The following is a 24,632-nucleotide window of genomic DNA, read 5'->3' on the forward strand; positions in this document are numbered from 1 at the left end:
TCACTTGTACATCGTCTGGTTCATGGTTCCGGGGGCGTACGCGTCCGGGTCGACCCAGACGTTGATCAGCGACGGCTTGCCCGACTCGCGGGCGCGACGCAGGGCGGGGCCGATGTCGGCGGGGTCGCGGACCTCCTCGCCGTGACCGCCCAGCATCTGGGCGAACTTGTCGTAGTGGACGTCGCCGAGGGTGTTGCCGACGCGCTCGCGCTCCAGGCCGTACTTCTGGGCCTGGCCGTAACGGATCTGGTTCATCGAGGAGTTGTTGCCGACGATGCCGACGAAGGGGAGGTCGTAGCGGACGAGGGTCTCGAAGTCCCAGCCGGTGAGGGAGAAGGCGCCGTCGCCGAAGAGGGCCACCACTTCCTTGTCGGGCCGCGCCTGCTTGGCCGCGAGCACGAAGGGCACACCGACGCCGAGGGTGCCCAGCGGACCCGGATCCATCCAGTGGCCGGGCGACTTGGGCTGCACGACCTGCCCGGAGAAGGTGACGATGTCACCGCCGTCACCGATGTAGATCGAGTCCTCGGTGAGGAAGTCGTTGATCTCGCTGACCAGGCGGTACGGATGGATCGGCGAGGCGTCCGACCTGAGGCTCGGCAGCCGCTTCTCGAGGGCGGTCTGCTCGGCGGCGCGCAGCTCGTCGAGCCATTCCTTGCGCTTGGCCGCGCCCCCGTTGATCCGTCCGGAGGCGGCCTCGGTCACCGACTTCAGCACCAGGCCCGCGTCGCCGACGATCCCGAGGTCGATGTCGCGGTTCTTGCCGACCGTGCGGTAGTCGAGGTCGATCTGCACGACGGTCGCGTCCGGCGAGAGCCGCTTGCCGTAGCCCATGCGGAAGTCGAAGGGCGTACCGACGATCACGATGACGTCGGCGCCCGAGAAGGCGTACCGGCGCGAGAGCTGGAAGTGGTGCGGGTCGCCCGGCGGGAGGGTGCCGCGGCCCGCGCCGTTCATGTACGCCGGGATGTTGAGGGTCCGTACCAGCTCGATCGCGGCCTCGGTGCCACGGGTCGTCCACACCTGGCTGCCCAGCAGGATGGCCGGCTTCTCGGCGTGCACCAGCAGGTCCGCGAGCTTATCGATCGCCTCGGGATCACCGGCCGAGCGGGTCGAGGCCCGGTAGGCGCCGGCCCTGGGCACCCGCGCCTTGCTCACCTGCACCTTGGCGTCGAGGACGTCGCGCGGGATCTCCAGGAAGGAGGGGCCGGGCGCGCCGTGGTAGCACTCGCGGAACGCCATCGACACCATGTCCGCCGCGCGGGCCGTGTCCGGCACCGCCGCCGCGAACTTGGTGATCGGCGTCATCATGTCGACGTGCGGCAGGTCCTGCAGTGACCCCATCTTGTGCTGGGTCAGGGCCCCCTGACCGCCGATCAGCAGCATGGGGGACTCCGCGCGGAAGGCGTTGGCGACACCGGTGACGGCGTCGGTCGTGCCCGGACCGGCGGTGACGACGGCGCAGCCGGGCCTGCCGGTGATGCGGGCGTAGCCGTCGGCGGCGTGGGCGGCGACCTGCTCGTGACGGACGTCGACGACCTCGATGCCCTCGTCGACGCAGCCGTCGTAGATGTCGATGATGTGGCCGCCGCACAACGTGTAGATGCGGTCGACCCCTTCGGCCTTGAGCGCCTTGGCGACGAGGTGACCGCCGGAAATCACGTCCTGGGTGTCGTCGGGCATGGCGAAGTCCTGTCCCTTCGTAGGGGGTTGGAACGCTCTCGCGGTACATTGCATACAGTCGACGAATACTGTATGAACCTTGTTATCCCGCATCCGGTGGGTGGTGTCCAGGGGGCGTGCGGCACTTTTGAGTCAGGAGCCGGAATGGACCTGTTCGAGCACCAGGCAAGGGAACTCTTCGAAGAACACGGCATCGTGGTGCCGAGGGCCGAGGTCACCGACTCGCCCAAAGAGGCCCGCGAGATCGCCCGCGGACTCGGTGGCCGGGTGGTGGTCAAAGCCCAGGTGAAGACCGGTGGGCGCGGCAAGGCGGGCGGGGTGAAGTTCGCCGCGGACCCGGCCGCGGCCGAGCTGACCACGCGTCAGATCCTCGGCACGGACATCAAGGGCCACACCGTCACCACGGTGATGCTGGCCCAACCCGTGGACATCGAGAGCGAGTTCTACGTCTCGTACGTCCTCGACCGCGCCGCCGGCACCTTCCTCGCCATCGCGTCCACCGAGGGCGGCATGGAGATCGAGGAGGTCGCGGCCAGTCGCCCGGAGGCCGTCGCCCGCATCCCCGTCGACCCGGCCGAGGGCGTCACCTCGGCCAAGGCGAGCGAGATCGCCGAGGCGGCGGGGCTGCCGCCGCAGACGGTCGACGTCCTGGTGCGGCTGTGGGAGGTGCTCGTCCGCGAGGACGCGCTGCTCGTCGAGGTGAACCCGCTCGTGCGCACCACGCGGGGACAGATCCTCGCCCTCGACGGCAAGGTCACCCTCGACGACAACGCCCGCTTCCGGCAGACCCGTTGGGGGGCCTCAGACGTGGAGCACGGTGACGCGCTGGAGGCGGCGGCGGCCGCGAAGGGCCTCAACTATGTCAAGCTCGACGGCGAGGTCGGCATCATCGGCAACGGCGCGGGACTGGTCATGTCGACCCTTGACGTGGTCGCCGGGTGCGGTGCCCGGCCCGCCAACTTCCTCGACATCGGCGGCGGGGCGTCCGCCGCGATCATGGCCGACGGTCTGTCCGTGATCCTCTCCGACCCGGACGTGAAGTCGGTCTTCGTCAACGTCTTCGGCGGCATCACCGCCTGCGACGCCGTGGCGGACGGGATCGTACAGGCCCTGGACAGCGTGCGGTTGACCAAGCCGCTGGTCGTGCGGCTCGACGGCAACAACGCGACCCGGGGCCGAGCCGTCCTCGACGAACGCGCGCATCCTCTGGTGCAGCAGGCAACCACCATGGACGGCGCCGCGCGTCGTGCCGCCCGACTCGCCACCGCCGGCTGAAGGAGCCCGACATGGCCATCTACCTCACCAAGGAGAGCAAGGTCCTCGTCCAGGGCATGACCGGCGGCGAGGGCATGAAGCACACCCGGCGCATGCTCGCCGCCGGCACGAACGTCGTCGGCGGCGTCAACCCCCGCAAGGCGGGCCGCACCGTCGACTTCGACGAGCGGGCCGTCCCCGTCTTCGGTTCCGTCGCCGAGGGCATTCGTGCCACCGGGGCCGACGTCACCGTAGTGTTCGTGCCACCGGCCTTCGCCAAAGCGGCCGTCGTCGAGGCCGCCGACGCCGGCATCGGCCTCGCGGTCGTCATCACCGAGGGCATCCCGGTCCACGACTCCGTCACCTTCACCGCGTACGCCAAGTCGAAGGGCACGCGGATCATCGGCCCCAACTGCCCCGGCCTGATCACGCCGGGCCAGTCCAACGCGGGCATCATCCCGTCCGACATCACCAAGCCCGGCCGCATCGGCCTGGTCTCCAAGTCCGGCACGCTGACCTACCAACTCATGTACGAACTCCGCGACATCGGCTTCTCGACCTGCGTCGGTATCGGCGGCGACCCGGTGGTGGGCACGACACACATCGACTGCCTCGCCGCCTTCCAGAACGACCCCGACACCGAACTCATCGTGCTCATCGGCGAGATCGGCGGCGACGCGGAGGAACGCGCGGCCGCCTACATCCGTGAGCACGTCACCAAGCCCGTCGTCGGCTACATCGCCGGCTTCACCGCCCCCGAGGGCCGGACGATGGGACACGCGGGCGCCATCGTGTCCGGCTCCTCCGGCACCGCGCAGGCGAAGCAGGAGGCGCTGGAGGCGGTCGGGGTCAGTGTGGGAAGCACACCGACCGAAACGGCGAAACTCGTCCTCGCCCGACTCGAAGACCGGCCCCCGGTCACTCATGGTTGAGCTGAGCCACGCATCTCCCGCCCCCGACTGTGCACCGAGAGCGGAGCAACCCGATGGCAACCACCCTCACCCTCAAATCAGGCACGTCCTGGACCAACGCCTGGCAACGCTGCCTGGCCGTGGCCCCCGAGGCCTTCCGGGACGACCGCGTCCTCAACCTCTGGAACGCCGGCTGGCAGGCCGACGGCCGGGCGCTGCCCGCCACCAGCCCCGTCGACGGCAGCCCCATCGCCGGCCCGCCCCGCCTGGATGGCGACACCGCCCACCGAGCCGTGCGCGCCGCGCTCGACGAACACCGGGCCTGGCGGCACGTCCCCCTCGACGAACGCCGCGCCCGCGTCGCGGCCACCCTCGACGCCCTCACCGAACACCGCGAACTGCTCACCCTGCTGCTCGTCTGGGAGATCGGCAAACCCTGGCGGCTCGCCCAGGCCGACGTCGACCGCGCGATCGACGGCGTGCGCTGGTACGTCGACGGCATCGAGCCCATGCTGGCCGGCCGGGCCCCGCTGGACGGCCCGGTGTCCAACATCGCGAGCTGGAACTATCCGATGAGCGTGCTCGTTCACGCCATGCTGGTCCAGGCACTGGCGGGCAACGCGGTGATCGCCAAGACCCCGACCGACGGCGGCCTCGCCTGTCTCACCCTGGCCTGCGCGCTCGCCGCCCGCGAGGGGATTCCCGCCACCCTCGTCAGCGGCAGCGGAGGCGAACTGTCCCAGGCGCTCGTACGGGCGCCCGAGATCGGCTGCGTCTCCTTCGTCGGCGGCCGCGACACCGGTGCGGCCGTCGCCACGGCCGTAGCCGACCTCGGCAAGCGGCACGTACTCGAACAGGAAGGACTCAACACCTGGGGCATCTGGAACCACTCGGACTGGGACGCGCTCGCGGCCGTGATCCCGAAGCTCTTCGACTACGGCAAGCAGCGCTGCACGGCCTACCCGCGCTTCGTCGTCCAGCGGCAGCTGTTCGACGACTTCCTGGCGGCGTACCTGCCCGCGGTCCGCACGCTCAGGGTCGGCCACCCGCTCGCCGTCGAGCGGCCCGAGGACCCCTTCCCGGAGCTGGACTTCGGCCCGCTCGTCAACGCCGCCAAGGCCAAGGAACTGCGTGACCAGGTCGCCGAGGCCATCGACCGCGGCGCCGTGCCGCTGCACCGCGGCAACGAGGCCGACGCCCGCTTCCTGCCCGGCCAGGACACCTCGGCGTACGTCCAGCCGGTCACCCTCCTGAACCCGCCACCCTCGTCCCCCCTGCACCACGCGGAACCGTTCGGCCCGGTCGACACCATCGTCCTGGTCGACACGGAGGCGGAGCTGCTGGCCGCGATGAACGCCTCTAACGGAGCGCTGGTGGCCACTCTCTCCACCGACGACCGGGCCACGTTCGACCGGCTGGCACCGCAGATCCGCGCGTTCAAGGTCGGCCACGGAAAACCCCGCTCACGAGGTGACCGGGACGAGCTCTTCGGCGGCTTCGGGGCGTCCTGGCGCGGGGCGTTCGTCGGCGGTGAGCTCCTGGTGCGGGCCGTGACGCAGGGGCCGGCGGGGGAGCGGCTGCCCGGGAACTTCCCGGACTACCACCTCATGCCGTGACCGGCGATCACCCGGCGATCACCGTCGCCCACAGGACCCGCCCACGGGACGGATATGCAGGTGAAGGCCACTCCGAAACCTTGGTATTGTTGTGCCTGTCGCCCCGGGGAACACCTCCGGCCAAGCGGCAGACACCTTGTCCGGGTGGCGGAATGGCAGACGCGCTAGCTTGAGGTGCTAGTGCCCTTTATCGGGCGTGGGGGTTCAAGTCCCCCCTCGGACACTCACTGCATCTCCCTCGTGCGGGTCGAGCCCAGTCTCGGCCCGCACGAGCTGTTTCACGGCCCGCCGGTCAGCTGCGGACGTGAGCGTCGGCGGACTCCGCGGGCGCCGGCTGCCGCAGGAAGCGGGACAGCAGGTCGTCCAGGGTGACCATGCCGGTCAGGTGGCCCTTCTCGTCGCGGACCGCCGCCAGGGAGGCACGACGGTCGCGCAGGACGTCGATCGCCTCGGCGACCGTGGTGTCCACGATCAGCTCGGGCACCGGACGGGCCAGGTGACGGGCGTCCGCGGCACGGCCCTGCGCGCGGGCCACCAGGGCGTCGCGGGCGTGGACCGAGCCGAGGACGGTGTCGCCGTCGAGGACCAGCAGCCGGGTGCGGTCGCTGTCGGCCGCCACCCGGAGCACCTCCTCGACATCGGCCGTGCCCTCCACCGAGGTGATCCGCTCGGCAGGGACCTGGAGGTCACCGACCGGCGTCTCGGACTCGGTCAGCGAGCGCCTGATCAGCCCGGAGTCCTCCCTGCTGATCAGACCCAGCCGCTCGGACTCCACGACGAGATGGGTGAGCTGCTCCCGGTCGTGGACCGAGGCCAGTTCCTCGCGCGGAGTGACCCGGCACAGCCGCACCAGCGCGTTGCTGACCGTGTTGAGCAGCACGATCAGCGGACGTACGGCCTTGACCACCGCCCGGAAGGGCGGCGACAGGAGCATCGCGGAGTCCTCCGGGTGGGCGATGGCCCAGGACTTGGGCGCCATCTCGCCGACCACCATGTGCAGGAACACCACGGCGATCATGGCGACGGCGAACGCGATGCCGTAGCTGACCGCGGTGGGCAGCCCCAGGCCCTGGAGCAGCGGGTCGAGCGCGTGCGAGATCGCGGGCTTGGAGACGGAGCCCAGGCCCAGGGTGCAGACGGTGATGCCGAGCTGGGCGCCCGCCAGCATCAGGGACAGCTCCCGCATGCCGGACAGGGCCGCCTGCGCGCCGCGCTGCCCCTCGGCCGCCGCCCGCTCCATGCGGTGCCGCTTGGCGGCGACCAACGCGAACTCGGCGGCGACGAAGAACCCGCTGCCGATCAGCAGCAGGACCGTGACGAGGAGTGCCATCGGGAAACTCATGCCTGCCCCTCCTCATGTCCGCCCACGACATCCGCCTGAGCCTGTCGCTCCGTACGGACACGTTCCAGACGCACCCGTTCCGGCACATGTCTGTCCAGGCTCCGTACCTCCAGCACGGCCCGTCCGCCGGCGGGCAGCTCGACGGTGAGACGGTCGCCGATCGCCGGGAAGCGGCCCAGCCGGTCCACGATCAGCCCGGCCACGGTGTCGAAGTCGGCCTCCTCGGGCAGCTCGACGCCGGTCGCCTCGGCCACCTCGTCGAGCCGCCGTCCCGCGTCGACCAGCCAGCCCTCGCCGTCCGCGACCGCGAGCGCGGTGACCGTGTCGGACTCGTCCGCGATGTCGCCGACCAGTTCCTCGGCGATGTCCTCGTAGGTGACGATGCCCGCCACCCCGCCGTGCTCGTCCAGGACGACGGCGAACTCGTCGTCCGCCCGGCGCATCTGCTCCACGGCCTCCGGCAGCGGGAGGGTGTCGGGCAGCAGCAGCGGGCGCCGGGCGAGCGCGCCCGCTGTGGTCGTGCCCATGGTGGTCGCGCCCGCTGTCGTACCGGACTGCCGGTCGACGGGCAGCCGCATCAGTTCGCGCACGCCGAGGACACCGACGATGTCGTCCGGGTGATCTCCCAGCACGGGATAGTTGGAGTGGCCGTGCCGGGCGATCAGACCGACCGCCTCGGCGGCGCTCGCGTCCCCGCGGACGAAGACGGCGTCCGCGCGCGGCACCATCACCTCGTCCAGGGTGCGCTCGGAGAACTCCAGGGCGTGGTCCAGCAGCGCGGCGGTGTCCCCGGGCAGTTGCCCCTGCTCGTGCGACTCGCCGATCAGATGGCCGAGTTCCTCCAGGGTGGCGCCGTGGTGCAGCTCCTCGACCGGTTCGATGTTGGCCTTGCGCAGCAGCCGGTTGGCCGCCTGGTCGAAGACGCGCACCAGGGGACCCACGACCTTCAGGTACGCCAGCGTCGAGGAGGCCAGCGCCTTCGCCAGCCGCTCGGGCACGGCGATCGCGAGGTTCTTCGGAGCGAGCTCGCCGAGCACCATCTGCACGACCGTGGCACCCACGAAGGCGAGCACCACGGCGATGCCGGTGACCGCCGCGTCCGGTACGCCGACGCCGGACAGGGCGGGCCTGATCAGCGCGGACACGGAGGGCTCGGCGATGAAACCGACGATCAGCCCGGTCACGGTGATGCCCAGCTGGGCACCGGAGAGCATGAACGACAGCCGCTCCAGCACCTTCAGCGCCCGGGCGGCAGCGCGGTCACCGGCCTCCGCCTCACGGGCGAGGGCGAGGCGGTCGGCGGAGACGTAGGCGAACTCCTGGGCGACGAAGTAGCCGGTCCCGGCGGTCAGCACGAACACGCCCAGCAGGCCCAGGACGGCGTTCGCGGCACTCATCGAACACCACCCCGCCGTGTGCCGCGATCAGGCTCGGTGTGGCGGGGTGGTCCGGGACTGTGCCCCGGGGAGTCCGTCGGTCTGGCGGACAAGGGATGGCTCCTCGAAGATCGGTCGGTGTCAGGACAACGCGCGTGACCCGACTGGAGTTCCCGGCAAGCGATCCGGTACCGCGCGTCCCGCGTGTCACGACGGAGCGTCCTGTCCGTTGTCGGTTCCACGGCCGAGCGGGAGATCCGCCGGACGGGCGGTGTGCTCGATGCGCACGGACACCAAGGCGGCAGCGAGGAGGGCGGCTGCGAACCGGCGGGGCCCGGCGCGGTGGGATGCCGTCGGCCGGGCCCCTCGATCAGCCGATCAGAGGTCGAACTCGTGCGGCGGCAGGTCCAGGGTGAAGCAGGCCTCCCGTACGACGGCCTGCTCGGTCTTGTCGAAGTCGCCGTCGGCGCCGCCGATGACGATGCCGATCTGGATGACGGCACGGGCCTCGGCGGGCTTCTTCTTCGCCTTGGCGATCTCCTGCAGCACGCTGACCTTGCCGAAGGCGAAGTCCGCGGTGAGCTTGTCGAGGTTCTCCTCGAAGCGGCGGCGCAGGTCGTCGGCGGGGAAGTTCTGCAGGACCTCGTTGGTGGCGATCAGCTGGGCCACGCGCTGCCGCTCGGCCGGGTCGATGGTGCCGTCGGCGGCGGCGACCAGGGCGCACATCGCCATGCTGGCGTCACGAAAGGCACCGCTCTTCAGGTCGTTCTTCTTCGCCACGAGCTGGGTCTGCATCGTCGACGCGGATTCCTTGATGCGGTCCCACAGGGCCATGAGAACTCCATACGTTCGGTGAGGCCCGGTCAGCCCGGTGCCTCTTCGGTTACTACAGCAACGTAGAAACTAACGGCCGGGGGGATAAGTTCCGACCGTTCCCGGCACTTTCACACGGCCCCTGGCCAGGGGGTCGGTCCTCCTCCTCATCGTCTCCCTCGAGGAAGTCCCCGGTCTCGTCCACGACTTCGGCCGCCATCATGCCGCCGACGACCCCGACCGCCAGTCCCGCGGCGCCCGCGGCCGCCGCCGTGCCGACGCCCGGCCCGGAGGCGTGTCCGTCGTGTCTGCTGTGCCCGTTCCCCTGCCCGCGCCCGCAGCCGAACTCGTGCCCGCCGTCATACGCGTCCGCCTGTCCGTACGCCGTGTCCGGGCCGAATGCGGAGGGGTGGGCGAGCAGTTGGCGGATCCAGCCGTCGACAGGACCCGGTGTACGGCCGGGGCTTCCCGGCCGACATGCGCGAGGTGTACGGCGTCGAACTGCCCGAGCAGGCGGACGACCTGGCCAGGATCGCCGCCCCGTTCGACTGGCACGGCCTCAACTACTACATGCCGGCCACATACCGGACCCAGCAACGCACCATCAAGGGCATCGGGTACCGGTACGCGGACATCATCCGGGAGCATCGGGGACAGGCCCGGAAGGCGGCCTGAGGCGTCAGGGCCGCGCGGCCGAATCACGCGATCGGGTGATGTTCCCTGTGGTGGGGCACTGGGCGGGGATGCGGGCCGTTCGACCGGGTGAGCAGCACTTCGACACCGCGACGACGCCGACGGGGTTGCTGCTGATGGCCGTCCACCGTGCCTCGCTCATCGGGTACGGGCGGGCGGACCTGGTCCGGCTGCTCGACGCGGCGGGCATCGAGCAGCCGGACCAGGCGGCGGGTTGGGTCAGCAGTCCCTGAACTCCGGGGACTGGTTGAGGATCTGGGAGCGGAGGGACGTGAAGCGGACGTAGGTCTCGCCGGTGCGGGCTCCCGGGTGGAAGGCCGCCACCCGGTGGCAGTTCTGGAAGGCGAGTGCGACGCCGAAGTGGCGTTCCAGGCTGCCGCGGATCGCGTCGCTGGCGAGGGCGCGCAGGAGCTGGCCGCGTTCGCGCTCGGAGGGGGGAGGGGTCTGGTTGTCGGCGAACTGTGCCGCGCCCGACTTGAGTTCGGCGGAGAGGGAGGCGATCAGGTCGTAGGCGTACGGGAGTGACGTGCGGACCGTGTCCACGAAGTCCTCCTCGCGGATGTCACCGGACTCGGCTTCGGCGAGGAGCTTCGGGGAGACGTCGAGAGACATGGAAGGGGGTGTCCGTTCTGGTCGGTGGTGGCGGTTTCGGTGGTAGTGGTTGCCCACGGGGGAGTCGCGTCAGGTCAGTGACGCCGGGCCCGGTACGAAGTCCGGGTCCACCTGGGTGGCGAGGTCCTGGCCCGTGGCCCTGTCCGCCCAGGCGCGTGCGTTGCGCAGATGGAACTCCACGGCATGGCGGTGCAGTGTCGCCCAGTCCTTGGGGCTGGCGTCGACCGCCTCGCGCAGGACCTTCAGGGCGTGGCGGTTGTGGGGCTCCAAGGTGTCCAACCCGGCCTGGGCACCGCCCTGTTCGGCCGACCGCACCCACGGCGAGTGGACCAGGTACGTCAGCAGGTCGTCACCCACCTGGTCCTTGAGGAACAGCACGTCGTCCTCGCCCGTCACCTTGTTGCCGACGACCGCGATCCGGATCCCGAACTCCCGTGCGTGGTCCCGGTACTGGCGGTAGACGGAGACACCCTTGCGGGTGGGTTCCGCAACCAGGAAGGTGATGTCGAAGCGCGTGAACAGTCCGGAGGCGAACGCGTCCGCGCCGGCGGTCATGTCGACGACGACGTACTCGCCGGGACCGTCCACCAGATGGCCGAGGTACAGCTCCACTCCGCCGAGCTTGGAGTGGTAGCAGGCCACGCCCAGATCGCTCTCCTCGAACTCGCCCGTCACCATCAGCGACACGTCGCCGACGCGCCGGGTGTGACGGGCGTGCAGTTCGTCGTCGCCGAGGAGGCGCAGGAGACGGGAACCTCGGCCGGGCGGGGTGGTCTTCACCATCGCCTGCGTGGAGGCGATGCGCGGGTTGTCGCCCCGCAGGTAGTCCTTGATCTCGGGCAGATGGGCTGACAGGGGCGGGGCGTCCAGGGGACCGGTGTGTCCCAGTGCCTCGGCCAGGTGCTGGTTGATGTCGCCGTCGATGGCCAGTACCGGCGCGCCGGAGCGGGCCAGATGGCGGGAGAAGAGCGCGGACAGGGTGGTCTTGCCGCTGCCGCCCTTGCCCACGAACGCCACCCGCATTACCGGGCCGACCTCGTTTTGAAAATGAATGTCATGTGGCTAGGTTGTAGACAGCTTCCCGGGCTCTGTCAAATCGGAACGATCAAGGAGTGTATTAATGCATATGATGTGCAAGTGCGTGACTACTGCATCAGGACGGCGAATCCCGACGACCTCGACGGTGCACGAGCCGTGATGCTCGACACCGTCCACCGCGACTTCGGCACCGGCTATGTGCCGCGCTGGCACGGCGACATCCTCGACCCGGCCGCCGCATATCTCGTCCCCGCGCGCCACACACTCCTGGTCGCGGTCGACCCGGCGGACGGGGCCGTCGTGGCCACCGGCGCCCTGGACTCGCGCGGCCCCGCCCACCCGCCCAACCCACGGCACATCGCGGAACGCTTCCCCTCGGGGGAAACCGCGCAGCTGCGCCGGATCTACGTCCGCCCCGAGCACCGCAGACGGGGTCTGGCCCGGCGCCTGGTCGAGCAACTGCTCGGGTTCGCGGTCGCGGACGGCGGCTATCGCGCCGTCTACCTGCACACCGACCCGTCGGTGCCGGGGGCGGAGGCCTTCTGGCGGTGGCTCGGCAGGGTCGTGCTCGACGAGCGGCAGGAATCCGGCGGCGGTCAGGGGATCGTCCACTTCGAGATACCGATGGGGCGGTAAGCGCCGTGCACCGTATGCGACTTCTTCTCACTCTGCTGCTGGCACCGCTCCTGACCGGCTGTTTCGCCCCCGAGGGGGCGGGCGGCTCGAACGGTGACGCCAAGGGCGGGTCCCGGCTGCGGGTCGCCCTCGCCTTCCCTCCCGCCGAGGGCCTCTCGCCGTACGGCGCCGACGCCACGATCCTCAGCCGGCTCGGGGTCACCGAAGGTCTGACCTCGATGGACGTCAACGGCACCGCGACCTCCGGGCTCGCCGCCTCCTGGCGCCGTGAGGGCGACCGTGCCTGGCTGTTCACCCTGCGCGAGGCCACCTTCCAGGACGGCACGGACGTCACCGCGTCCGCCGTCGCCGCCTCTCTCACCCATGCCGCCGAGGCCGAGCCGGCCCCCGCCGCGCTCTCCGGAGTCCACCTCACCGCCGAGGCCGAAGGCCCCGGGACCGTACGGATCACCACCCGCGGGCCCGACCCCGTACTGCCGCTCCGGCTGTCCAGCCCGAGTCTCGCCGTCTTCGGGAAGAAGGCGTACGCCGAGGGCGGCCGGGTCGATCCGGTCGGTACCGCGACCGGTCCCTTCGAGCTGACCCGGGTCACCGGGTCCACCGCGGCGACCCTCGACCGCTACCCCGGCTACTGGGGCGGTCTCGCCCACTCCCCGGGCGTCGACGTGAAGTTCATCGCCGACGGCTCCGCGCGTGCCGCCGCGTTGCGCACCGGGCAGGTCGACATCGCCGAGGCGATACCCGTGGCGCAGGCGGCGACCCTCGACAAGGCCACCCGGAAGGACACCGCCACCACCCGCACCACCGGTCTGCTGTTCAACACGCGGTCGGGACCGTTCAAGGACCCGGCGCTGCGGGCCGCCGCACGCCGGGCCGTCGACACCTCCGCCCTCGCCGACGACGTCTACGAGGGGCACGCCGACGCCGGTACCGGCATCTACGGCCCCGCCGTCACCTGGGCCGAGGGGAAGCGGAAGCCGCCGACCGGGCGGGCGAAGGCCGGGAACCCGGAAGGGGCCGGGATCAGGCTCGCCACGTACGACAACCGGCCCGAACTCCCAGAAGTCGCCCAGGTGTTGAAGCAGCAGTTGGAGAGAGCCGGGTTCCGGGTCGAACTGGAGGTGCGGGAGTACTCGCGGCTGGAGAGCGACGCGCTGGACGGCGGGTTCGACGCCGTCGTGCTCGCCCGCAACACCCTCGTCGACACCGGTGACCCGGTCGCCGTCCTGGCGAGCGACTTCACCTGCGACGGCGGCTACAACATGGCCCTGCTGTGCGACAAGGACGTCGACCGGGCCGTGGCGCAGGCCGAGGGCGTCGCCGACCTCACGCAACGCCAGCAGGCGGTCATGGCGGCCGAGGCGGAGATCCTGGGCACCGACGCCGTCGTACCGCTGGTGCACCAGCGGGTGATCACCGGCGTCGACGACTCGGTCCGGGGTGCGCTGCTCGACCCGTACGAGCGCACGCTGGTCGGCACCGGCACCCGGCGCTGACCCATGGGGAGTCGAACGACCGTGCTGCTGTGGCGTGCCGGGCTCGCCGTCGCCCTGGTGTGCGGTATCGGCCTGCTGCCCTGGCTCACGCGCACCGACCCGGCCCGCACCGTCCTCAAGGCACGGTCGGCGGAGCGGGATCCCTCGCCCGAGGTGCTGGCCGCCATCCGTGACCAACTCGGCCTGGGCGAGGGCCCCTTGCGGTTGCTCGGGCAGTGGTTCGGCGGGCTGTGGCGTGGGGACGCCGGCCGGTCGTGGATCTCGGGGGCCGAGGTCATGCCCGCCGTGACGCAGGCGCTGAGCGTGTCGCTGCTGCTGATGGCGGCGGCGCTCGCGGTGGCGGTCGTGACGGCGGGGCTCGTCTGCGCCCGGACCCTGTCCGGGCGGGGGCGGCGGGGCGGCTCCGGCTCCGCCGTCCTCGCCGCGCTGCCCGAGTTCCTCACCGCGTCCGTGCTCGCCACCGTCGTCGGGGTGCAGCTCGGCTGGCTGCCCGCGCTCGGCTGGTACGGGCCCCGCTGGACCGTGCTGCCCGCGCTCGCCCTCGGTCTGCCCGCCGGGGCCGTGCTGGGCCGGCTGCTCGACGACCTGCTGCCCGGCGCCCTCGCCGAACCCTGGGCGCTGTCGGCCGCCGCGCGGGGACTGCCCCGCAGGGGCATCGCCCGCCAGGCCGTACGCCGTTGTCTCCCCGGACTGCTGCCCAACCTCGGCCTGTTCGTGGTCGGGCTGACCGGCGGGTCCGTCGCGGTCGAGCAGATCTTCGACATCCCCGGGCTGGGACGGACCACCCTGCAGGCGGCCCTCGCCCAGGACCTCCCGGTCCTGCAGGCCGGCACGCTCGCCCTCGTCCTGCTCGCCGCCGGCTGCGCGGGCACCGCCCGGCTCGCGGCCCGATGGCTGATCGGACCGGCCCTGCGCGACGGAGCCCTGCCCTCCCTGCGCCGGCCGTCACCGCCCGGCCGGGACGGCGTGCGGTTCTTCGGGTACGGCGGTGTGCTGCTCGGTGTCGTGGCGCTCGGCCTGCCGCGCGATCCGCTCGCCCTGAACACCGTCGAGCGGCTTCAACCGCCGTCCTGGAAACACCCGTTCGGCACCGACGCGCTCGGCCGGGACATGCTGGCCAGGGTCGCGCACGGCGCCCTCGACACCCTTCTCCTGGCGGTCGGTATCGGTGCGGTCGCTCTGGTGGCCGGTGTGCTGCTCGGGCTGCTGCCCCGGCTGTCCGGGCCCCTGGTCGACACGGTCAACGCGATGCCACCCGTCCTCTGCGCGCTGCTCGTCACCGCTGTGGTCGGCAGCGGATCCGCGACGCCCGCCATTGCCGTGAGCGTCGTCGCCTGGGCGCCCCTCGCGACGCACACCTCCGCCCTGCTGCGGCAGGAGCGGGCGGCGCCGCACGTCACCGCCGCACGTGGGCTGGGCGCGGGCCGTCGGCATCTGCTCCGGTACGAACTGCTGCCCGCCGTCATCCCGCCCGTCACCCGGCACGCCCTGCTCCGGCTGCCCGGCCTCGCCCTCGCGCTCGCGTCCCTTGCCTTCCTCGGGCTGGGAGCGCAGCCGCCCTCGCCGGAGTGGGGCCTGCTGCTCGCCGAGAACCAGCCCTACGCCGAGCGCGCGCCCTGGGCGGTGCTGGCACCCGCCGCCGTACTCGGGCTGCTCGGGGCGCTGGCCGTGAGTGCGGGCGGGGGAGTGCGGTGGCTGCGGCGCCGTGCGGTGGCCACGCAACCTCACTTGCGCAGAGCGGAGTTGGTGGTGGCTGAATGACCTTGCTTCCGGCCGGGCTGAGGAAGGAGCGGGAGAGAACCGCCCGGCTCACACCGCTGCTGAGGTTGCTGATCCTCACTCAACTCGCTTTCAACGTCGGCTTCTTCGCCGTCCTGCCCTTTCTCTCCGAACACCTCGGACAGGGCGTGGGGATGGCGGGATGGCTCGTCGGGTTCGTGCTGGGGTTGCGGACCTTCAGCCAGCAGGGGCTGTTCGTGGTGGGCGGGGCGCTGGCCGACCGGTACGGGGTGCGACCGGTGGTGCTGGTGGGGTGCGCGCTGCGGATCGTCGGATTCGGGTGGCTGGGGTACGCGGAGGAGGCGTGGGCGGTGATCGGGGCCGTGCTGCTGATCGGGTTCGCGGCGGCCTTGTTCTCACCGGCCGTGGAGTCCGAAGTCGCCCGGCAGGCAGTCGAGTTGGAGAAGGCGGGCGGCGGCTCGCGGACCCGGGTGCTGGCGCTGTTCACCGTGGCGGGGCAGGCGGGGGCGTTCGTCGGGCCGTTGCTCGGGGCGTTGCTGCTGACCGTGGACTTCCGCGCGGTGTGTCTCACCGGGGCTGGGATCTTCGTGCTCGTGTTCGCCGGGCATGCGTGGCTGCTGCCGCAGCACATTCCCGGGCGGGCGCGGGTCGAGATGAGGGGCGGGATACGGCCGCTGCTCGCCAACCGGCGTTTCCTGGCGCTGTGTTGTGCGTACGGCGCCTATCTGCTCGCCTACAACCAGCTCTATCTCGGGCTGCCGGACGAGGTGGAGCGGGCGGCCGGCTCGCAGGCGCCGCTGGCCTGGCTGTTCGCGCTGTCCTCGGTGCTGGTGGTGACGGCGCAGCTGCCGGTGACGCGGTGGGCGGGAGACCGGCTGTCACTGCGGCGGTCCATGGTGGCCGGGTTGCTGCTGATCGCGGCCGGGTTCGCGGTGGTGGCCCTCGCCCGGCCCGCCGGCCGGACCGGCGTCGTGGGGCTGCTGCCCGCCGCCGGGTTCGTCGTCCTGCTCACCCTCGGCCAGATGCTGGTCGCACCGGCGGCTCGCGCCTGGGTGCCGGACCTGGCGGAGGAGGGGCGGCTCGGTCTCTACACCGGGGCGTTGTCCTCGGTGTCCGGCCTCATCGTGCTGGCGGGGAGCTCGACGACGGGGATGCTGCTGGACGCGGATCTGCCGGGTGCGGTGCCGTGGGCGGTGCTGGCCTTGGTGCCGGTCGCGGCGGCGGGGTTGTTGTCCAGGGGCCGGTGAGCGATGGGTCGTCGTCGGCTGGGGTGCCGTGGTTGTGCGACTGGATCCGGGGACTGGTCGGGCCGGTTTTGGTTTTCACGGTGTATGCCGGGGCGGTGATCGAGGGTGGCGCGGGTCGCGGCGGCCGGGTTGTTGTCCAGGGGCCGGTGAGCGATGGGTCGTCGTCGGCTGGGGTGCCGTGGTGGTGCGACCGGAGCGGGGACCGGTGTCACCTTCTGGTACGCACGGCGGTCTGGCCCCTCTGGGTTTCAGGGCTGTCGGCCCGATCGGGCCCCTCTGGGTTTCACGGCTGTCGGCCCCTTCTGGGTTTCACGGTGCGAGTCGACTCCGTGCACTCCTGACCGTTCGCGGCCGAGCGACACGCGGCTCCGCCACACACGCGGCTCCGCCACAGACGCGGCTCCGCCACAGACGCGGCTCCGCCACAGACGCGGCTCCGCCACAGACGCGGCTCCGCCACACACACGGCTCGGCCACACGCGGCTCCGCCACCCGGGCGCGGGCGGCGACGACGGCACGGCGTCCGGCGACAGCCGCGCCCCCGGCGTTCAGGACGCCACCGCCTCCCGCTCCTCCGCCGCCAGTTCCAGGATCTCCACGACCTCCGCGTCCTGGACGCGGGAGTTGCGGTGGAGCCACAGGACGTCCCGGCCGAAGGACCAGGTCAGGGAGGCGAGGGCGATCAGGACGACCGTCAGGGAGGCCGTGCCCGGCAGGTAGCCCGAGGCGGACAGCAGCAGGCAGATGCCCTGCATCGCGGCCACCGTCTTGCGGGCCATGCTCGGCGGGAGCTCGGCGTTCAGCCACGGCCAGACACGGGCGGCGGCCACGAAGCCGTAGCGCATGCCGCCGATCAGCAGGACCCACGGGCCGAACTCCGTGGAGACGTAGACACTGAGGACGAGGATCAGGAACGCGTCCACCTCCATGTCGAAGCGGGCGCCCAGCGGCGTGGACGTGTTCGTGGCGCGGGCGACCTTGCCGTCCACCCCGTCGAGGATCAGGGCGACCGCGGTGAGGCCGACGAGGGCGGTGACCGGCGGGGAGCTCTCGAAGGAGTCCGCGACCAGGGCGGTGACTCCGCCCACCAGGGTCGCGCGGCCCAGCGTCACCCGGTTGGCCGGGCCGAAGGAACGCGGCCGGGTGCGGTGCAGTGCCCGGGAGAGCACCGCCCACGTGGCGACGGCGAAGGCGAGGCCGGTCAGCCAACCCGCCGGCCCCATGCCGATCGCCGTGCCGAGCAGGGCCAGCAACAGGATCTGAACGCCCGCTCCCACAGCGGTCTCCTGCTGGACCAGCCTCGCGTCGTAAGTGTTGTTCAGGGCCACCGCACACCCTCCGGCCGTATGACAGAGTCGATCAACGCCGCGTACTGTGCGCGGCTTGTGCACACCTCGGTACGTGAACCACTTCCCGATCGTTCAGGAGGACGTCAGATGAACCTGATCGCCCGCGCGTTCTGGCTCAGCCGTCCGGGACAGGGCGAGATACGAGACGTCCACCTGCCCGAACCCGGTGACGGCGAGGTGTTGGTGCGGTCGCTCTACTCCGGGGTGAGCCGGGGAACGGAGACGCTCGTCTTCCGCGGCGGTGTGCCGAAGAGCCAGCACGCGGCCATGCGGGCGCCGTTCCAGGAGGGCGACTTCCCCGCTCCCGTGAAGTACGGCTACCTCAGCGTCGGCGTCGTGGAGGCGGGCGCGGAAGACCTGGTCGGGCGGACGGTCTTCTGTCTGTATCCGCACCAGACGCGGTACGTCGTCCCCGCCTCGGCCGTGACCGTCGTACCGGACACCGTGCCCGCCGAACGGGCCGTCCTCGCCGGGACGGTGGAGACCGCCGTGAACGCCCTGTGGGACGCCGCGCCGCTGGTCGGGGACCGGATCGCCGTGGTGGGCGGGGGCATGGTCGGCTGTTCGGTGGCCGCGCTGCTCGCCCGCTTCCCGGGCGTGCGCGTCCAGCTGGTGGACGCCGATCCCGGCCGGGCCGGGATCGCCGAGGCCCTCGGTGTCGGTTTCGCACTGCCCGCCGACGCTCTCGGCAAGTGCGATCTGGTCGTGCACGCCAGCGCCACCGAGCAGGGGCTCGCCCGCGCCTTGGAGCTGCTCACCGCCGAGGGCACGGTGCTGGAGCTGAGCTGGTACGGCGACCGGCAGGTGGCCCTCCCGCTCGGCGAGGCCTTCCACTCCCGGCGCCTGGTCATCCGCAGCAGCCAGGTCGGCACCGTCTCCCCGGCCCGCCGCTCCAGCCGCAGCTACGCCGACCGGCTCGCGCTCGCCCTCGATCTGCTGGCCGATCCGGCGCTGGACGCCCTGGTCACGGGGGAGTCGGCCTTCGAGGAGCTGCCGGACGTCCTGCCGAGGCTGGCCTCCGGGGAGATCCCGGCGCTGTGCCACCGGGTCAGGTACGCGGACACAGCCTGACGGAGTCGTTCAATCCGGGACGACTTTTCGGCCCCGCAAGACCGCCTGACCTGAGAAAAGAGTGAGACGGGGCTGAACACGGGGAACCGAAGAGCCGTACTACACGGCATCCCCCGGCGGCCGATGGCCGGGGGACCAGACGCGCCGCACCTGGAGGGTCGTCCGTTGTTCAGTGTCACCGTCCGCGATCACATCATGATCGCCCACAGCTTCCGCGGCGAGGTCTTCGGACCCGCGCAGCGCCTGCACGGAGCGACGTTCCTGGTGGACGCCACCTTCCGGCGCGAGCAGCTGGACGACGACAACATCGTCGTCGACATCGGACTGGCCACCCAGGAACTCGGCGCGGTCGTCAGCGAGCTGAACTACAGAAACCTCGACGACGAACCCGCCTTCGCCGGGACCAACACCTCCACGGAGTTCCTCGCCAAGGTCATCGCCGACCAGCTCGCCGAGCGCATAGAGAAGGGCGCGCTCGGTGAGGGCGCCAAGGGCATCGCCGGGATCACCGTCACCCTGCACGAGTCGCACATCGCCTGGGCGAGTTACGAGCGTGCCCTGTGACCGACGTGACCCTGGAGAAGGTGGGGAACCCGGCGCTGGGCTACGTGCCCGTGCAGCACGCCGCCGTCAAGAAGGCCGAGATCCTCCCCATGACCCTGCGCTCCGTGCACTTCGTCATGCCGGGCGGTGTCGACGACCCGGCCGCGCCGAGCGGCGGCAACGCCTACGACCGGCGGGTGAGCCTGGATCTGCCCGGCTTCGGCTGGCAGGTCACCAAGCACGCCGTGGCCGGCGAGTGGCCCCGGCCGGGGGAGTCCGCCCGCGCGGAACTGGCGCGGACCCTGCGCCAGTTCCCCGACGGGACGGTCGTCCTGCTGGACGGGATCGTCGCCTGCGGGGTGCCCGAGATCGTCGTACCGGAAACCGAGCGGCTGAACCTCGCCGTGCTGGTGCATCTGCCGCTCGGCGACGAGACGGGGCTCGAGCCCGCGGTGGCCGCCGAACTGGACGCCAAGGAGCGGGACGTACTGCGGGCCGTGCCCGCGGTCGTCGCCACCAGCGACTGGGCGGTCCGCCGGCTCGTCTCGCACCACGGGCTCGCCCCGGAGCGGGTCCATGTCGCCGCCCCCGGCGCCGACATCGCGCCGCTCGCCTCCGGCACCGACGGTGTCTCGCGGCTGCTGTGCGTGGCCGCGGTGACCCCGCGCAAGGGGCAGCACCGGCTGGTGCAGGCGCTGGCCGCGGCGGCCGACCTGCCGTGGAGCTGCGTGTGCGTCGGCGGACTCGGACAGGATCCGGAGTACGTCGCCCATCTGCGGCAGCTGATCAGGGAGAACGGTCTGGAGGGCCGCATCCGCCTCGCGGGTCCGCAGGCCGGTGCCGAGCTCGACGCCAGCTACAGCGCCGCCGACCTGATGGTGCTGACCTCCTACGCGGAGACGTACGGCATGGCGGTCACCGAGGCCCTGGCGCGCGGCATCCCGGTGCTCGCGACGGACGTCGGCGGCCTGCCCGAGGCGGTCGGCCGCGCCCCCGACGGCGGGGTGCCCGGCATCCTCGTGCCGCCGGAGGACCCCGCCGCCCTCGCCGCCGAACTGCGCGGCTGGTTCGGCGAGGCCGACGTACGACGCCGGCTGAAGGCCGCCGCCCGGGGCCGGCGGGCCGCCCTGGACGGCTGGGCGACCACGGCCCGCAGCCTCGCCGGAGTACTGGGCCGGCTGCCGAGCGAACCCAGGAGGGCGGCATGAACAGGACCGCACCGGCACAGACCGGCGGAAAGATCCCGGCCCAGCCGGGCCCGAGGGAAACGGTTCGGGGGCAGCAGATGGCAACACAGGCGGCGGACACCCGCACGGACGCAGAGGACCGGACGGACGCGACGGACCGCCACGAGCCGGGGACCCGTCCCGCGGCGGACGGCGGACGGCGGACGGGCTCCCTCGGTGGCGGTCCCGTGGCGGACGGCGCCCGGCACGTGAGCGGGAACGCTGGCGGGCCGTCGGTGGCGAGCGGTCAGCAGGCGGGCTCGATCGGAGGCGGTGCGTCGGCGGACACCGGACGGCAGTCGGACGCGCCCGGTGGCAGCCCGGTGGCGGACGCCGCCACGCAGGGCGTGATCCCCGGTGCCGGGCCCGTCCCGGCCCCCGGCGAGCGGGCCACCGTGCGGTTGCGGGAGGGCGGGCCGGACGAGCCGCCGCGGTACGCGCCGGAGTGGCTGGAGCTGCGGGAGCCCGCAGACGCCGGGGCCCGGGCGCACGATCTGCTGGACCCGCTGCGGATCCGGCTCGCCAACCTGCCCGGCAGGGCCGGGTACGTCATCCACGACCTGGGCTGCGGCACCGGCTCGATGGGCCGCTGGCTCGCGCCCCGCCTCGACGGCGCCCAGCACTGGATCCTGCACGACCGCGACCCCTACCTGCTGCACTTCGCCGCCGTCGCCTCCCCGCGCTCGGCCGCCGACGGCAGCCGGGTCACCGTCGAGACCCGGCGCGGCGACGTCGCCCGGCTCACCCCGGACGCCCTCGCCGGCGCCTCCCTGGTGACCGCCTCCGCCCTGCTCGACGTCCTCACCCGCGAGGAGATCGACACCCTCGCCACCGCCTGCACCGGCGCGGGCTGCCCGGCCCTGCTGACCCTGTCGGTCGCGGGCCGCGTCGAACTCTCCGCGGCCGACCCGATGGACGAGGAGATCATGGAGGCCTTCAACGCCCACCAGCGCCGCGACGGGCTGCTCGGCCCGGACGCGGTCACGGCGGCCTGCGAGGCCTTCTCGGAGCGGGGCGCCACGGTACGGGTCAACCCGAGCCCCTGGCGGCTCGGCCCCGGCGAGGCGGCGCTGACCGCCCAGTGGCTGCGCGGCTGGGTCGGCGCGGCCGTCGAGGAGCGCCCCGAGCTGGCATCGCGCGCAGAACGGTATCTGCGCGACCGGCTGGCCGCCTGCGAGGCCGGCGAGCTCCATGTCACCGTCCACCACAGCGACCTGCTGGCGCTGTCCCGGCCGGTGGGCGGGGCGTCATGAGCGTGGAGACGGTGCGGGCGTTCGTGGTGCGCGGCGCGACGAGGACCGGGCGGGACGTGGACGTGGTGTCCGGGGCGCCGAGGGGTGTGCGCGCCGAGGGGCCGGTCCTTCCGGCACCGACGGTCGCCGCCGGCGGTGTGCCGCCTGTCGTGGTGGAGGTGTGGGCCGACGGCAGGGACTGTCTCGCGGCGCGCGACGCGGCCCTGCGCGCACGCGCCGACGAACTCGCCGTCTCCGCCGACCGCATCGGCGTGATCGTCTCCTCCGCGCGAACCGGCACCCGGTCCTCCGCGCCCTGGTGGCGGAGCCTTTTGAACCGGCTCAACTCCCGTGCCCTGCGCACCCACTTCGGCTCGGTCGCCGGCGCCGTCATCCTCGGCGCCCTGCTGTGGCATCTGGGCACCGGCGTGCTGCTGGACGGGCTGCGGCGGATCGACGCGACGACGTTGGTGCTGTCCCTGGTGATCGGCGCCGTCACCACCGTGCTCAGCGCCTGGCGTTGGGCGCTGGTGGCCCGGGGCCTCAGGATCGAGCTGCCGCTCGGCGCGGCCGTCGCCGACTACTACCGCGCCCTGTTCCTGAACGCCGCCCTGCCCGGCGGTGTCCTCGGGGACGTGCACCGGGCGGTGCGGCACGGGAAGAACGCCGGTGACCTCGGCCGCGGTGTGCGGACGGTCGTGCTCGAACGGGTCGCCGGGCAGATCGCGCTGGCCGTCGTCGGCGGCGCGGTGCTGCTGACCCTGCCCTCCCCGGTGCTGGCCGAGGTGCGCAGCTTCGCCCCGCTGGTGGCGCTCGCCGTGGTGGGCGCGCTCGCCGTCGTCCTCGCCCTGCGCATGAACCGGGCGCCCTCCCGGCGCGGCCGCGCCCTGCGCGCGACGCTCGCCGAGGCCCGCGAGGGACTGTTCTCCCGCCGCAACGGGCCAGGAGTCGCCCTCTCCTCGCTCCTCATCCTCGCCGGACATCTCGCCATGTTCGTGCTCGCCGCCCGCGTCGCCGGTTCCGGCGCCTCCGTCGCCGTCCTGCTGCCGCTGGCCGTGCTGGCGCTGCTCGCCATGGGAATCCCGCTGAACGTCGGCGGTTTCGGGCCCCGCGAGGGCGCCACCGCCTGGGCGTTCGGCGCGGCCGGACTCGGCGCGAGCAGCGGCGTGGCCGTCGCCGTGGTCTACGGCGTGCTCAGCTTCGTCGCCGCCCTGCCCGGCGCGGCCGTCCTCGTCGCCCGCTGGTACGAGGGCCTGCGCGCCGGGGCCGGCGCCGCGGACGCCGGCTACGCGCGCTCGTCCGCCGACGTGAGCAGCGAGAAATACGCGCCGAAGGAATCCGCGAGGCTCGCCAGCAGTTCCTTGCCCTTTTCCGCGGAACCGAGCGAAGGGCGTCCGATGACGCCCGAATCGGTATAGCCGGACATACCGAGGGTGAGCAGATGACGGCGGTCGTCCGCGACGAAATCGGAGGTCTCATAACCGGGCCGGAGGAATTCCGGGTGAGTGTGCAGAAGGATGGAGGTCTCGATTTCTCCCGCGTGCATGTCGGTCAGCAGCGAGGTGGTCACCCCCGCCCGCTGCCGAGCCGCTTCCCAGTCCTCGGCGGCCGGGAACAGCGCCATGCGCTCGCCGCGCGCGGAGGCTTCCTGGACGACGTTCCCCAGCACGTAGTTGCCGCCGTGCCCGTTGACGACCACCAGGACGTCGACGCCGGAGCGGCGCAGCGAGTCCGCAATGTCCCGTACCACCGCGTGAAGGGTCACCGAGGAGATGCTGACGGTACCGGGCCAGTCCGCGTGCTCGTGCGAGCAGGAGATCGTCACCGGGGGGAGCAGGCGCACCGGGTACGCCCCGGCGATCTCCCGGGCCACGGCACACGCGACCAGCGTGTCGGTCGCCAGCGGAAGGAACGGGCCGTGCTGTTCGAAGCTGCCCACCGGAAGGACGGCGACCTGCGTTGAGACACCCGCCGCCCTGGTCCGTACCTCTTCCGTAGTGTCCGCCGGCACCAGCCCGTCCGCCGCCGTACGCGCGCCCGAACCACTCATTTCTTCACGGCCTTTCGTCTCTGTTTAGGAATCAGATCATGACAGATAAAATCGGCGTCCTCGGCAAGAAGTCCCCGCAGCGCACGGGTGTGGAACGGATCGTGAATGCACCGCTGCCCACGGTGTACGGGCAATTCCGGGCGGTGGGCTACATGGACCACGACCGCGGTGACGAACAAGTCGCCCTGGTGTACGGCGAGATCGGCACGGACGACGTTCTCACGCGTCTGCATTCCGAGTGCCTGACCGGTGACGCGTTCGGCTCCCAGCACTGCGAGTGCGGCGACCAGCTCGCCTCCGCGCTGAAGGCCGTCGTCGCCGAAGGCAGCGGCATCGTCGTGTACTTGAGGGGCCACGAGGGCCGCGGCATCGGTCTGCTGGCCAAGCTGAGGGCGATGGCGCTGCAGGCGGAGGGGCTGGACACGGTCGAGGCGAACCTGGCGCTCGGACTGCCGGTGGACGCCCGCGACTACGGCGTCGCCGCGGAGATCCTGCACGACCTGGGCGTGAACTCGGTCCGTCTGATGTCCAACAACCCGCGCAAGCGCGAGGCGTTGCTGCAGCACGGCATCAAGGTCGCCGAAACGGTCCCGCTGCTGATCCAGCCGTGCGAGAGCAACATCACCTACCTGCGCACCAAGCGGGAACGACTCGATCATGTGCTGCCGCATCTGGACGCCGTGGCCCACCTGTCCTGACCGCGG

The 24,632-nt window shown here is 72.0% G+C and carries 21 protein-coding genes, 1 tRNA gene and 2 pseudogenes; 16 read left to right on the forward strand and 8 right to left on the reverse strand.

The window, feature by feature from the left end:
- A complete protein-coding gene (locus MKW14_RS01470; RefSeq protein WP_240858254.1) occupies positions 1–1,683 on the reverse strand; it encodes a thiamine pyrophosphate-binding protein in 1,683 nt (560 codons plus the stop codon).
- Positions 1,684–1,827: 144 nt separating this feature from the next.
- Here MKW14_RS01470 and sucC point away from each other — a divergent pair, with 144 nt between their 5' ends.
- The 4 genes from sucC to MKW14_RS01490 all read left to right on the forward strand — a co-directional run bounded on the left by sucC (position 1,828) and on the right by MKW14_RS01490 (position 5,687).
- Positions 1,828–2,958 carry an ADP-forming succinate--CoA ligase subunit beta gene (gene sucC, locus MKW14_RS01475; protein ID WP_240858255.1) on the forward strand — a complete coding sequence of 377 codons (1,131 nt, stop codon included), beginning with the start codon at positions 1,828–1,830 and terminating at the stop codon, positions 2,956–2,958.
- A gap of 11 nt (positions 2,959–2,969) precedes the next feature.
- Entirely contained in the window at positions 2,970–3,869 is a 900-nt protein-coding gene (gene sucD, locus MKW14_RS01480) for a succinate--CoA ligase subunit alpha (RefSeq protein WP_240858256.1), read from the forward strand.
- Positions 3,870–3,922: 53 nt separating this feature from the next.
- Positions 3,923–5,464, forward strand: coding sequence for an aldehyde dehydrogenase family protein (locus MKW14_RS01485; protein ID WP_240858257.1), 1,542 nt, complete (start codon positions 3,923–3,925; stop codon positions 5,462–5,464).
- A 138-nt stretch (positions 5,465–5,602) separates the two neighbouring features.
- Positions 5,603–5,687, forward strand: a tRNA-Leu gene (locus MKW14_RS01490).
- A gap of 69 nt (positions 5,688–5,756) precedes the next feature.
- Here MKW14_RS01490 and MKW14_RS01495 read toward each other — a convergent pair.
- The 3 genes from MKW14_RS01495 to MKW14_RS01505 form a co-directional block, all read right to left on the reverse strand.
- The gene (locus MKW14_RS01495; RefSeq protein ID WP_240858259.1) at positions 5,757–6,806 is read right to left on the reverse strand and encodes a hemolysin family protein; all 1,050 of its coding nucleotides are present in this window, start codon (positions 6,804–6,806) and stop codon (positions 5,757–5,759) included.
- Positions 6,803–8,203, reverse strand: coding sequence for a hemolysin family protein (locus MKW14_RS01500; protein WP_240858261.1), 1,401 nt, complete (start codon positions 8,201–8,203; stop codon positions 6,803–6,805). The genes MKW14_RS01495 and MKW14_RS01500 overlap by 4 nt, the downstream gene beginning before the upstream one ends.
- A 357-nt stretch (positions 8,204–8,560) precedes the next feature.
- Positions 8,561–9,016 carry a tellurite resistance TerB family protein gene (locus tag MKW14_RS01505; protein ID WP_133041939.1) on the reverse strand — a complete coding sequence of 152 codons (456 nt, stop codon included), beginning with the start codon at positions 9,014–9,016 and terminating at the stop codon, positions 8,561–8,563.
- Positions 9,017–9,439: 423 nt separating this feature from the next.
- Between MKW14_RS01505 and MKW14_RS01515 the strand changes: the two are divergent.
- Together MKW14_RS01515 and MKW14_RS01520 are read left to right on the forward strand one after the other, a co-directional pair.
- Positions 9,440–9,670 (forward strand): annotated as a pseudogene (locus MKW14_RS01515) (hypothetical protein); the annotation flags it as partial.
- 38 nt (positions 9,671–9,708) lie between these two features.
- Positions 9,709–9,921: a hypothetical protein gene (locus MKW14_RS01520; RefSeq protein WP_240858263.1), complete on the forward strand. Its 213-nt coding sequence runs from the start codon at positions 9,709–9,711 to the stop codon at positions 9,919–9,921.
- On the opposite strand, the gene MKW14_RS01525 is transcribed toward MKW14_RS01520, so the two are convergent.
- Both MKW14_RS01525 and MKW14_RS01530 read right to left on the reverse strand, forming a co-directional pair.
- Positions 9,908–10,300, reverse strand: coding sequence for an SCO5389 family protein (locus MKW14_RS01525; protein ID WP_240858264.1), 393 nt, complete (start codon positions 10,298–10,300; stop codon positions 9,908–9,910). The genes MKW14_RS01520 and MKW14_RS01525 overlap by 14 nt on opposite strands.
- 69 nt (positions 10,301–10,369) lie before the next feature.
- On the reverse strand, positions 10,370–11,323 hold the full coding sequence (locus MKW14_RS01530) for an ATP-binding protein (RefSeq protein ID WP_240858265.1): 954 nt from the start codon (positions 11,321–11,323) through the stop codon (positions 10,370–10,372).
- A gap of 114 nt (positions 11,324–11,437) precedes the next feature.
- Between MKW14_RS01530 and MKW14_RS01535 the strand changes: the two genes are divergently transcribed.
- The 4 genes from MKW14_RS01535 to MKW14_RS01550 are packed head-to-tail and all read left to right on the forward strand — an operon-like array spanning position 11,438 to position 16,457.
- Positions 11,438–11,974 carry a GNAT family N-acetyltransferase gene (locus tag MKW14_RS01535; RefSeq protein WP_240858266.1) on the forward strand — a complete coding sequence of 179 codons (537 nt, stop codon included), beginning with the start codon at positions 11,438–11,440 and terminating at the stop codon, positions 11,972–11,974.
- Between the two features lie 14 nt (positions 11,975–11,988).
- Entirely contained in the window at positions 11,989–13,470 is a 1,482-nt protein-coding gene (locus MKW14_RS01540) for an ABC transporter substrate-binding protein (RefSeq protein ID WP_240858267.1), read from the forward strand.
- A gap of 3 nt (positions 13,471–13,473) precedes the next feature.
- Positions 13,474–15,231, forward strand: a complete 1,758-nt coding sequence (locus tag MKW14_RS01545) for an ABC transporter permease subunit (protein WP_240858268.1) — start codon at positions 13,474–13,476, stop codon at positions 15,229–15,231.
- Entirely contained in the window at positions 15,228–16,457 is a 1,230-nt protein-coding gene (locus MKW14_RS01550) for an MDR family MFS transporter (RefSeq protein WP_240858269.1), read from the forward strand. Before MKW14_RS01545 ends, MKW14_RS01550 begins: the two co-directional genes overlap by 4 nt.
- A gap of 548 nt (positions 16,458–17,005) precedes the next feature.
- Here MKW14_RS01550 and MKW14_RS01555 read toward each other — a convergent pair.
- On the reverse strand, positions 17,006–17,785 hold the full coding sequence (locus MKW14_RS01555) for a CDP-alcohol phosphatidyltransferase family protein (protein ID WP_240858271.1): 780 nt from the start codon (positions 17,783–17,785) through the stop codon (positions 17,006–17,008).
- 108 nt (positions 17,786–17,893) lie between these two features.
- On the opposite strand from MKW14_RS01555, the gene MKW14_RS01560 reads away from it, so the two are divergent.
- From MKW14_RS01560 to MKW14_RS01580, 5 genes and pseudogenes are all read left to right on the forward strand, one after another.
- Entirely contained in the window at positions 17,894–18,877 is a 984-nt protein-coding gene (locus tag MKW14_RS01560; RefSeq protein WP_240858273.1) for a zinc-dependent alcohol dehydrogenase, read from the forward strand.
- A 165-nt stretch (positions 18,878–19,042) separates the two neighbouring features.
- Positions 19,043–19,441 carry a 6-pyruvoyl trahydropterin synthase family protein gene (locus MKW14_RS01565; protein WP_240858275.1) on the forward strand — a complete coding sequence of 133 codons (399 nt, stop codon included), beginning with the start codon at positions 19,043–19,045 and terminating at the stop codon, positions 19,439–19,441.
- Positions 19,438–20,628, forward strand: a complete 1,191-nt coding sequence (locus tag MKW14_RS01570) for a glycosyltransferase family 4 protein (protein ID WP_240858277.1) — start codon at positions 19,438–19,440, stop codon at positions 20,626–20,628. The genes MKW14_RS01565 and MKW14_RS01570 overlap by 4 nt, the downstream gene beginning before the upstream one ends.
- 77 nt (positions 20,629–20,705) lie before the next feature.
- Positions 20,706–21,899 (forward strand): class I SAM-dependent methyltransferase, encoded by a 1,194-nt coding sequence (locus MKW14_RS01575; protein WP_374116529.1) that lies wholly within the window; start codon positions 20,706–20,708, stop codon positions 21,897–21,899.
- A pseudogene (locus MKW14_RS01580) lies at positions 21,896–23,035 on the forward strand (lysylphosphatidylglycerol synthase transmembrane domain-containing protein); the annotation flags it as partial. The gene MKW14_RS01575 and the pseudogene MKW14_RS01580, both read left to right, overlap by 4 nt.
- Positions 23,036–23,163: 128 nt before the next feature.
- On the opposite strand, the gene MKW14_RS01585 reads toward MKW14_RS01580, so the two are convergent.
- Positions 23,164–23,928: a creatininase family protein gene (locus tag MKW14_RS01585; protein WP_240858278.1), complete on the reverse strand. Its 765-nt coding sequence runs from the start codon at positions 23,926–23,928 to the stop codon at positions 23,164–23,166.
- A 38-nt stretch (positions 23,929–23,966) separates the two neighbouring features.
- On the opposite strand from MKW14_RS01585, the gene ribA reads away from it, so the two are divergent.
- Positions 23,967–24,626 carry a GTP cyclohydrolase II gene (gene ribA / locus MKW14_RS01590; protein WP_208776788.1) on the forward strand — a complete coding sequence of 220 codons (660 nt, stop codon included), beginning with the start codon at positions 23,967–23,969 and terminating at the stop codon, positions 24,624–24,626.
- Positions 24,627–24,632: the final 6 nt, after the last annotated feature.

The organism is Streptomyces gilvus (assembly GCF_022513565.1).
Lineage (GTDB): Bacteria > Actinomycetota > Actinomycetes > Streptomycetales > Streptomycetaceae > Streptomyces > Streptomyces gilvus.

Coding starts and splice junctions, on each gene's coding strand:
- MKW14_RS01470 (WP_240858254.1), bottom strand. CDS start 1,683: ATGCCCGACGACACCCAGGACGTGATTTCCGGCGGTCACCTCGTCGCC.
- sucC (WP_240858255.1), top strand. CDS start 1,828: ATGGACCTGTTCGAGCACCAGGCAAGGGAACTCTTCGAAGAACACGGC.
- sucD (WP_240858256.1), top strand. CDS start 2,970: ATGGCCATCTACCTCACCAAGGAGAGCAAGGTCCTCGTCCAGGGCATG.
- MKW14_RS01485 (WP_240858257.1), top strand. CDS start 3,923: ATGGCAACCACCCTCACCCTCAAATCAGGCACGTCCTGGACCAACGCC.
- MKW14_RS01495 (WP_240858259.1), bottom strand. CDS start 6,806: ATGAGTTTCCCGATGGCACTCCTCGTCACGGTCCTGCTGCTGATCGGC.
- MKW14_RS01500 (WP_240858261.1), bottom strand. CDS start 8,203: ATGAGTGCCGCGAACGCCGTCCTGGGCCTGCTGGGCGTGTTCGTGCTG.
- MKW14_RS01505 (WP_133041939.1), bottom strand. CDS start 9,016: ATGGCCCTGTGGGACCGCATCAAGGAATCCGCGTCGACGATGCAGACC.
- MKW14_RS01520 (WP_240858263.1), top strand. CDS start 9,709: ATGTTCCCTGTGGTGGGGCACTGGGCGGGGATGCGGGCCGTTCGACCG.
- MKW14_RS01525 (WP_240858264.1), bottom strand. CDS start 10,300: ATGTCTCTCGACGTCTCCCCGAAGCTCCTCGCCGAAGCCGAGTCCGGT.
- MKW14_RS01530 (WP_240858265.1), bottom strand. CDS start 11,323: ATGCGGGTGGCGTTCGTGGGCAAGGGCGGCAGCGGCAAGACCACCCTG.
- MKW14_RS01540 (WP_240858267.1), top strand. CDS start 11,989: ATGCGACTTCTTCTCACTCTGCTGCTGGCACCGCTCCTGACCGGCTGT.
- MKW14_RS01545 (WP_240858268.1), top strand. CDS start 13,474: ATGGGGAGTCGAACGACCGTGCTGCTGTGGCGTGCCGGGCTCGCCGTC.
- MKW14_RS01550 (WP_240858269.1), top strand. CDS start 15,228: ATGACCTTGCTTCCGGCCGGGCTGAGGAAGGAGCGGGAGAGAACCGCC.
- MKW14_RS01560 (WP_240858273.1), top strand. CDS start 17,894: ATGAACCTGATCGCCCGCGCGTTCTGGCTCAGCCGTCCGGGACAGGGC.
- MKW14_RS01575 (WP_374116529.1), top strand. CDS start 20,706: ATGGCAACACAGGCGGCGGACACCCGCACGGACGCAGAGGACCGGACG.
- MKW14_RS01585 (WP_240858278.1), bottom strand. CDS start 23,928: ATGAGTGGTTCGGGCGCGCGTACGGCGGCGGACGGGCTGGTGCCGGCG.
- ribA (WP_208776788.1), top strand. CDS start 23,967: ATGACAGATAAAATCGGCGTCCTCGGCAAGAAGTCCCCGCAGCGCACG.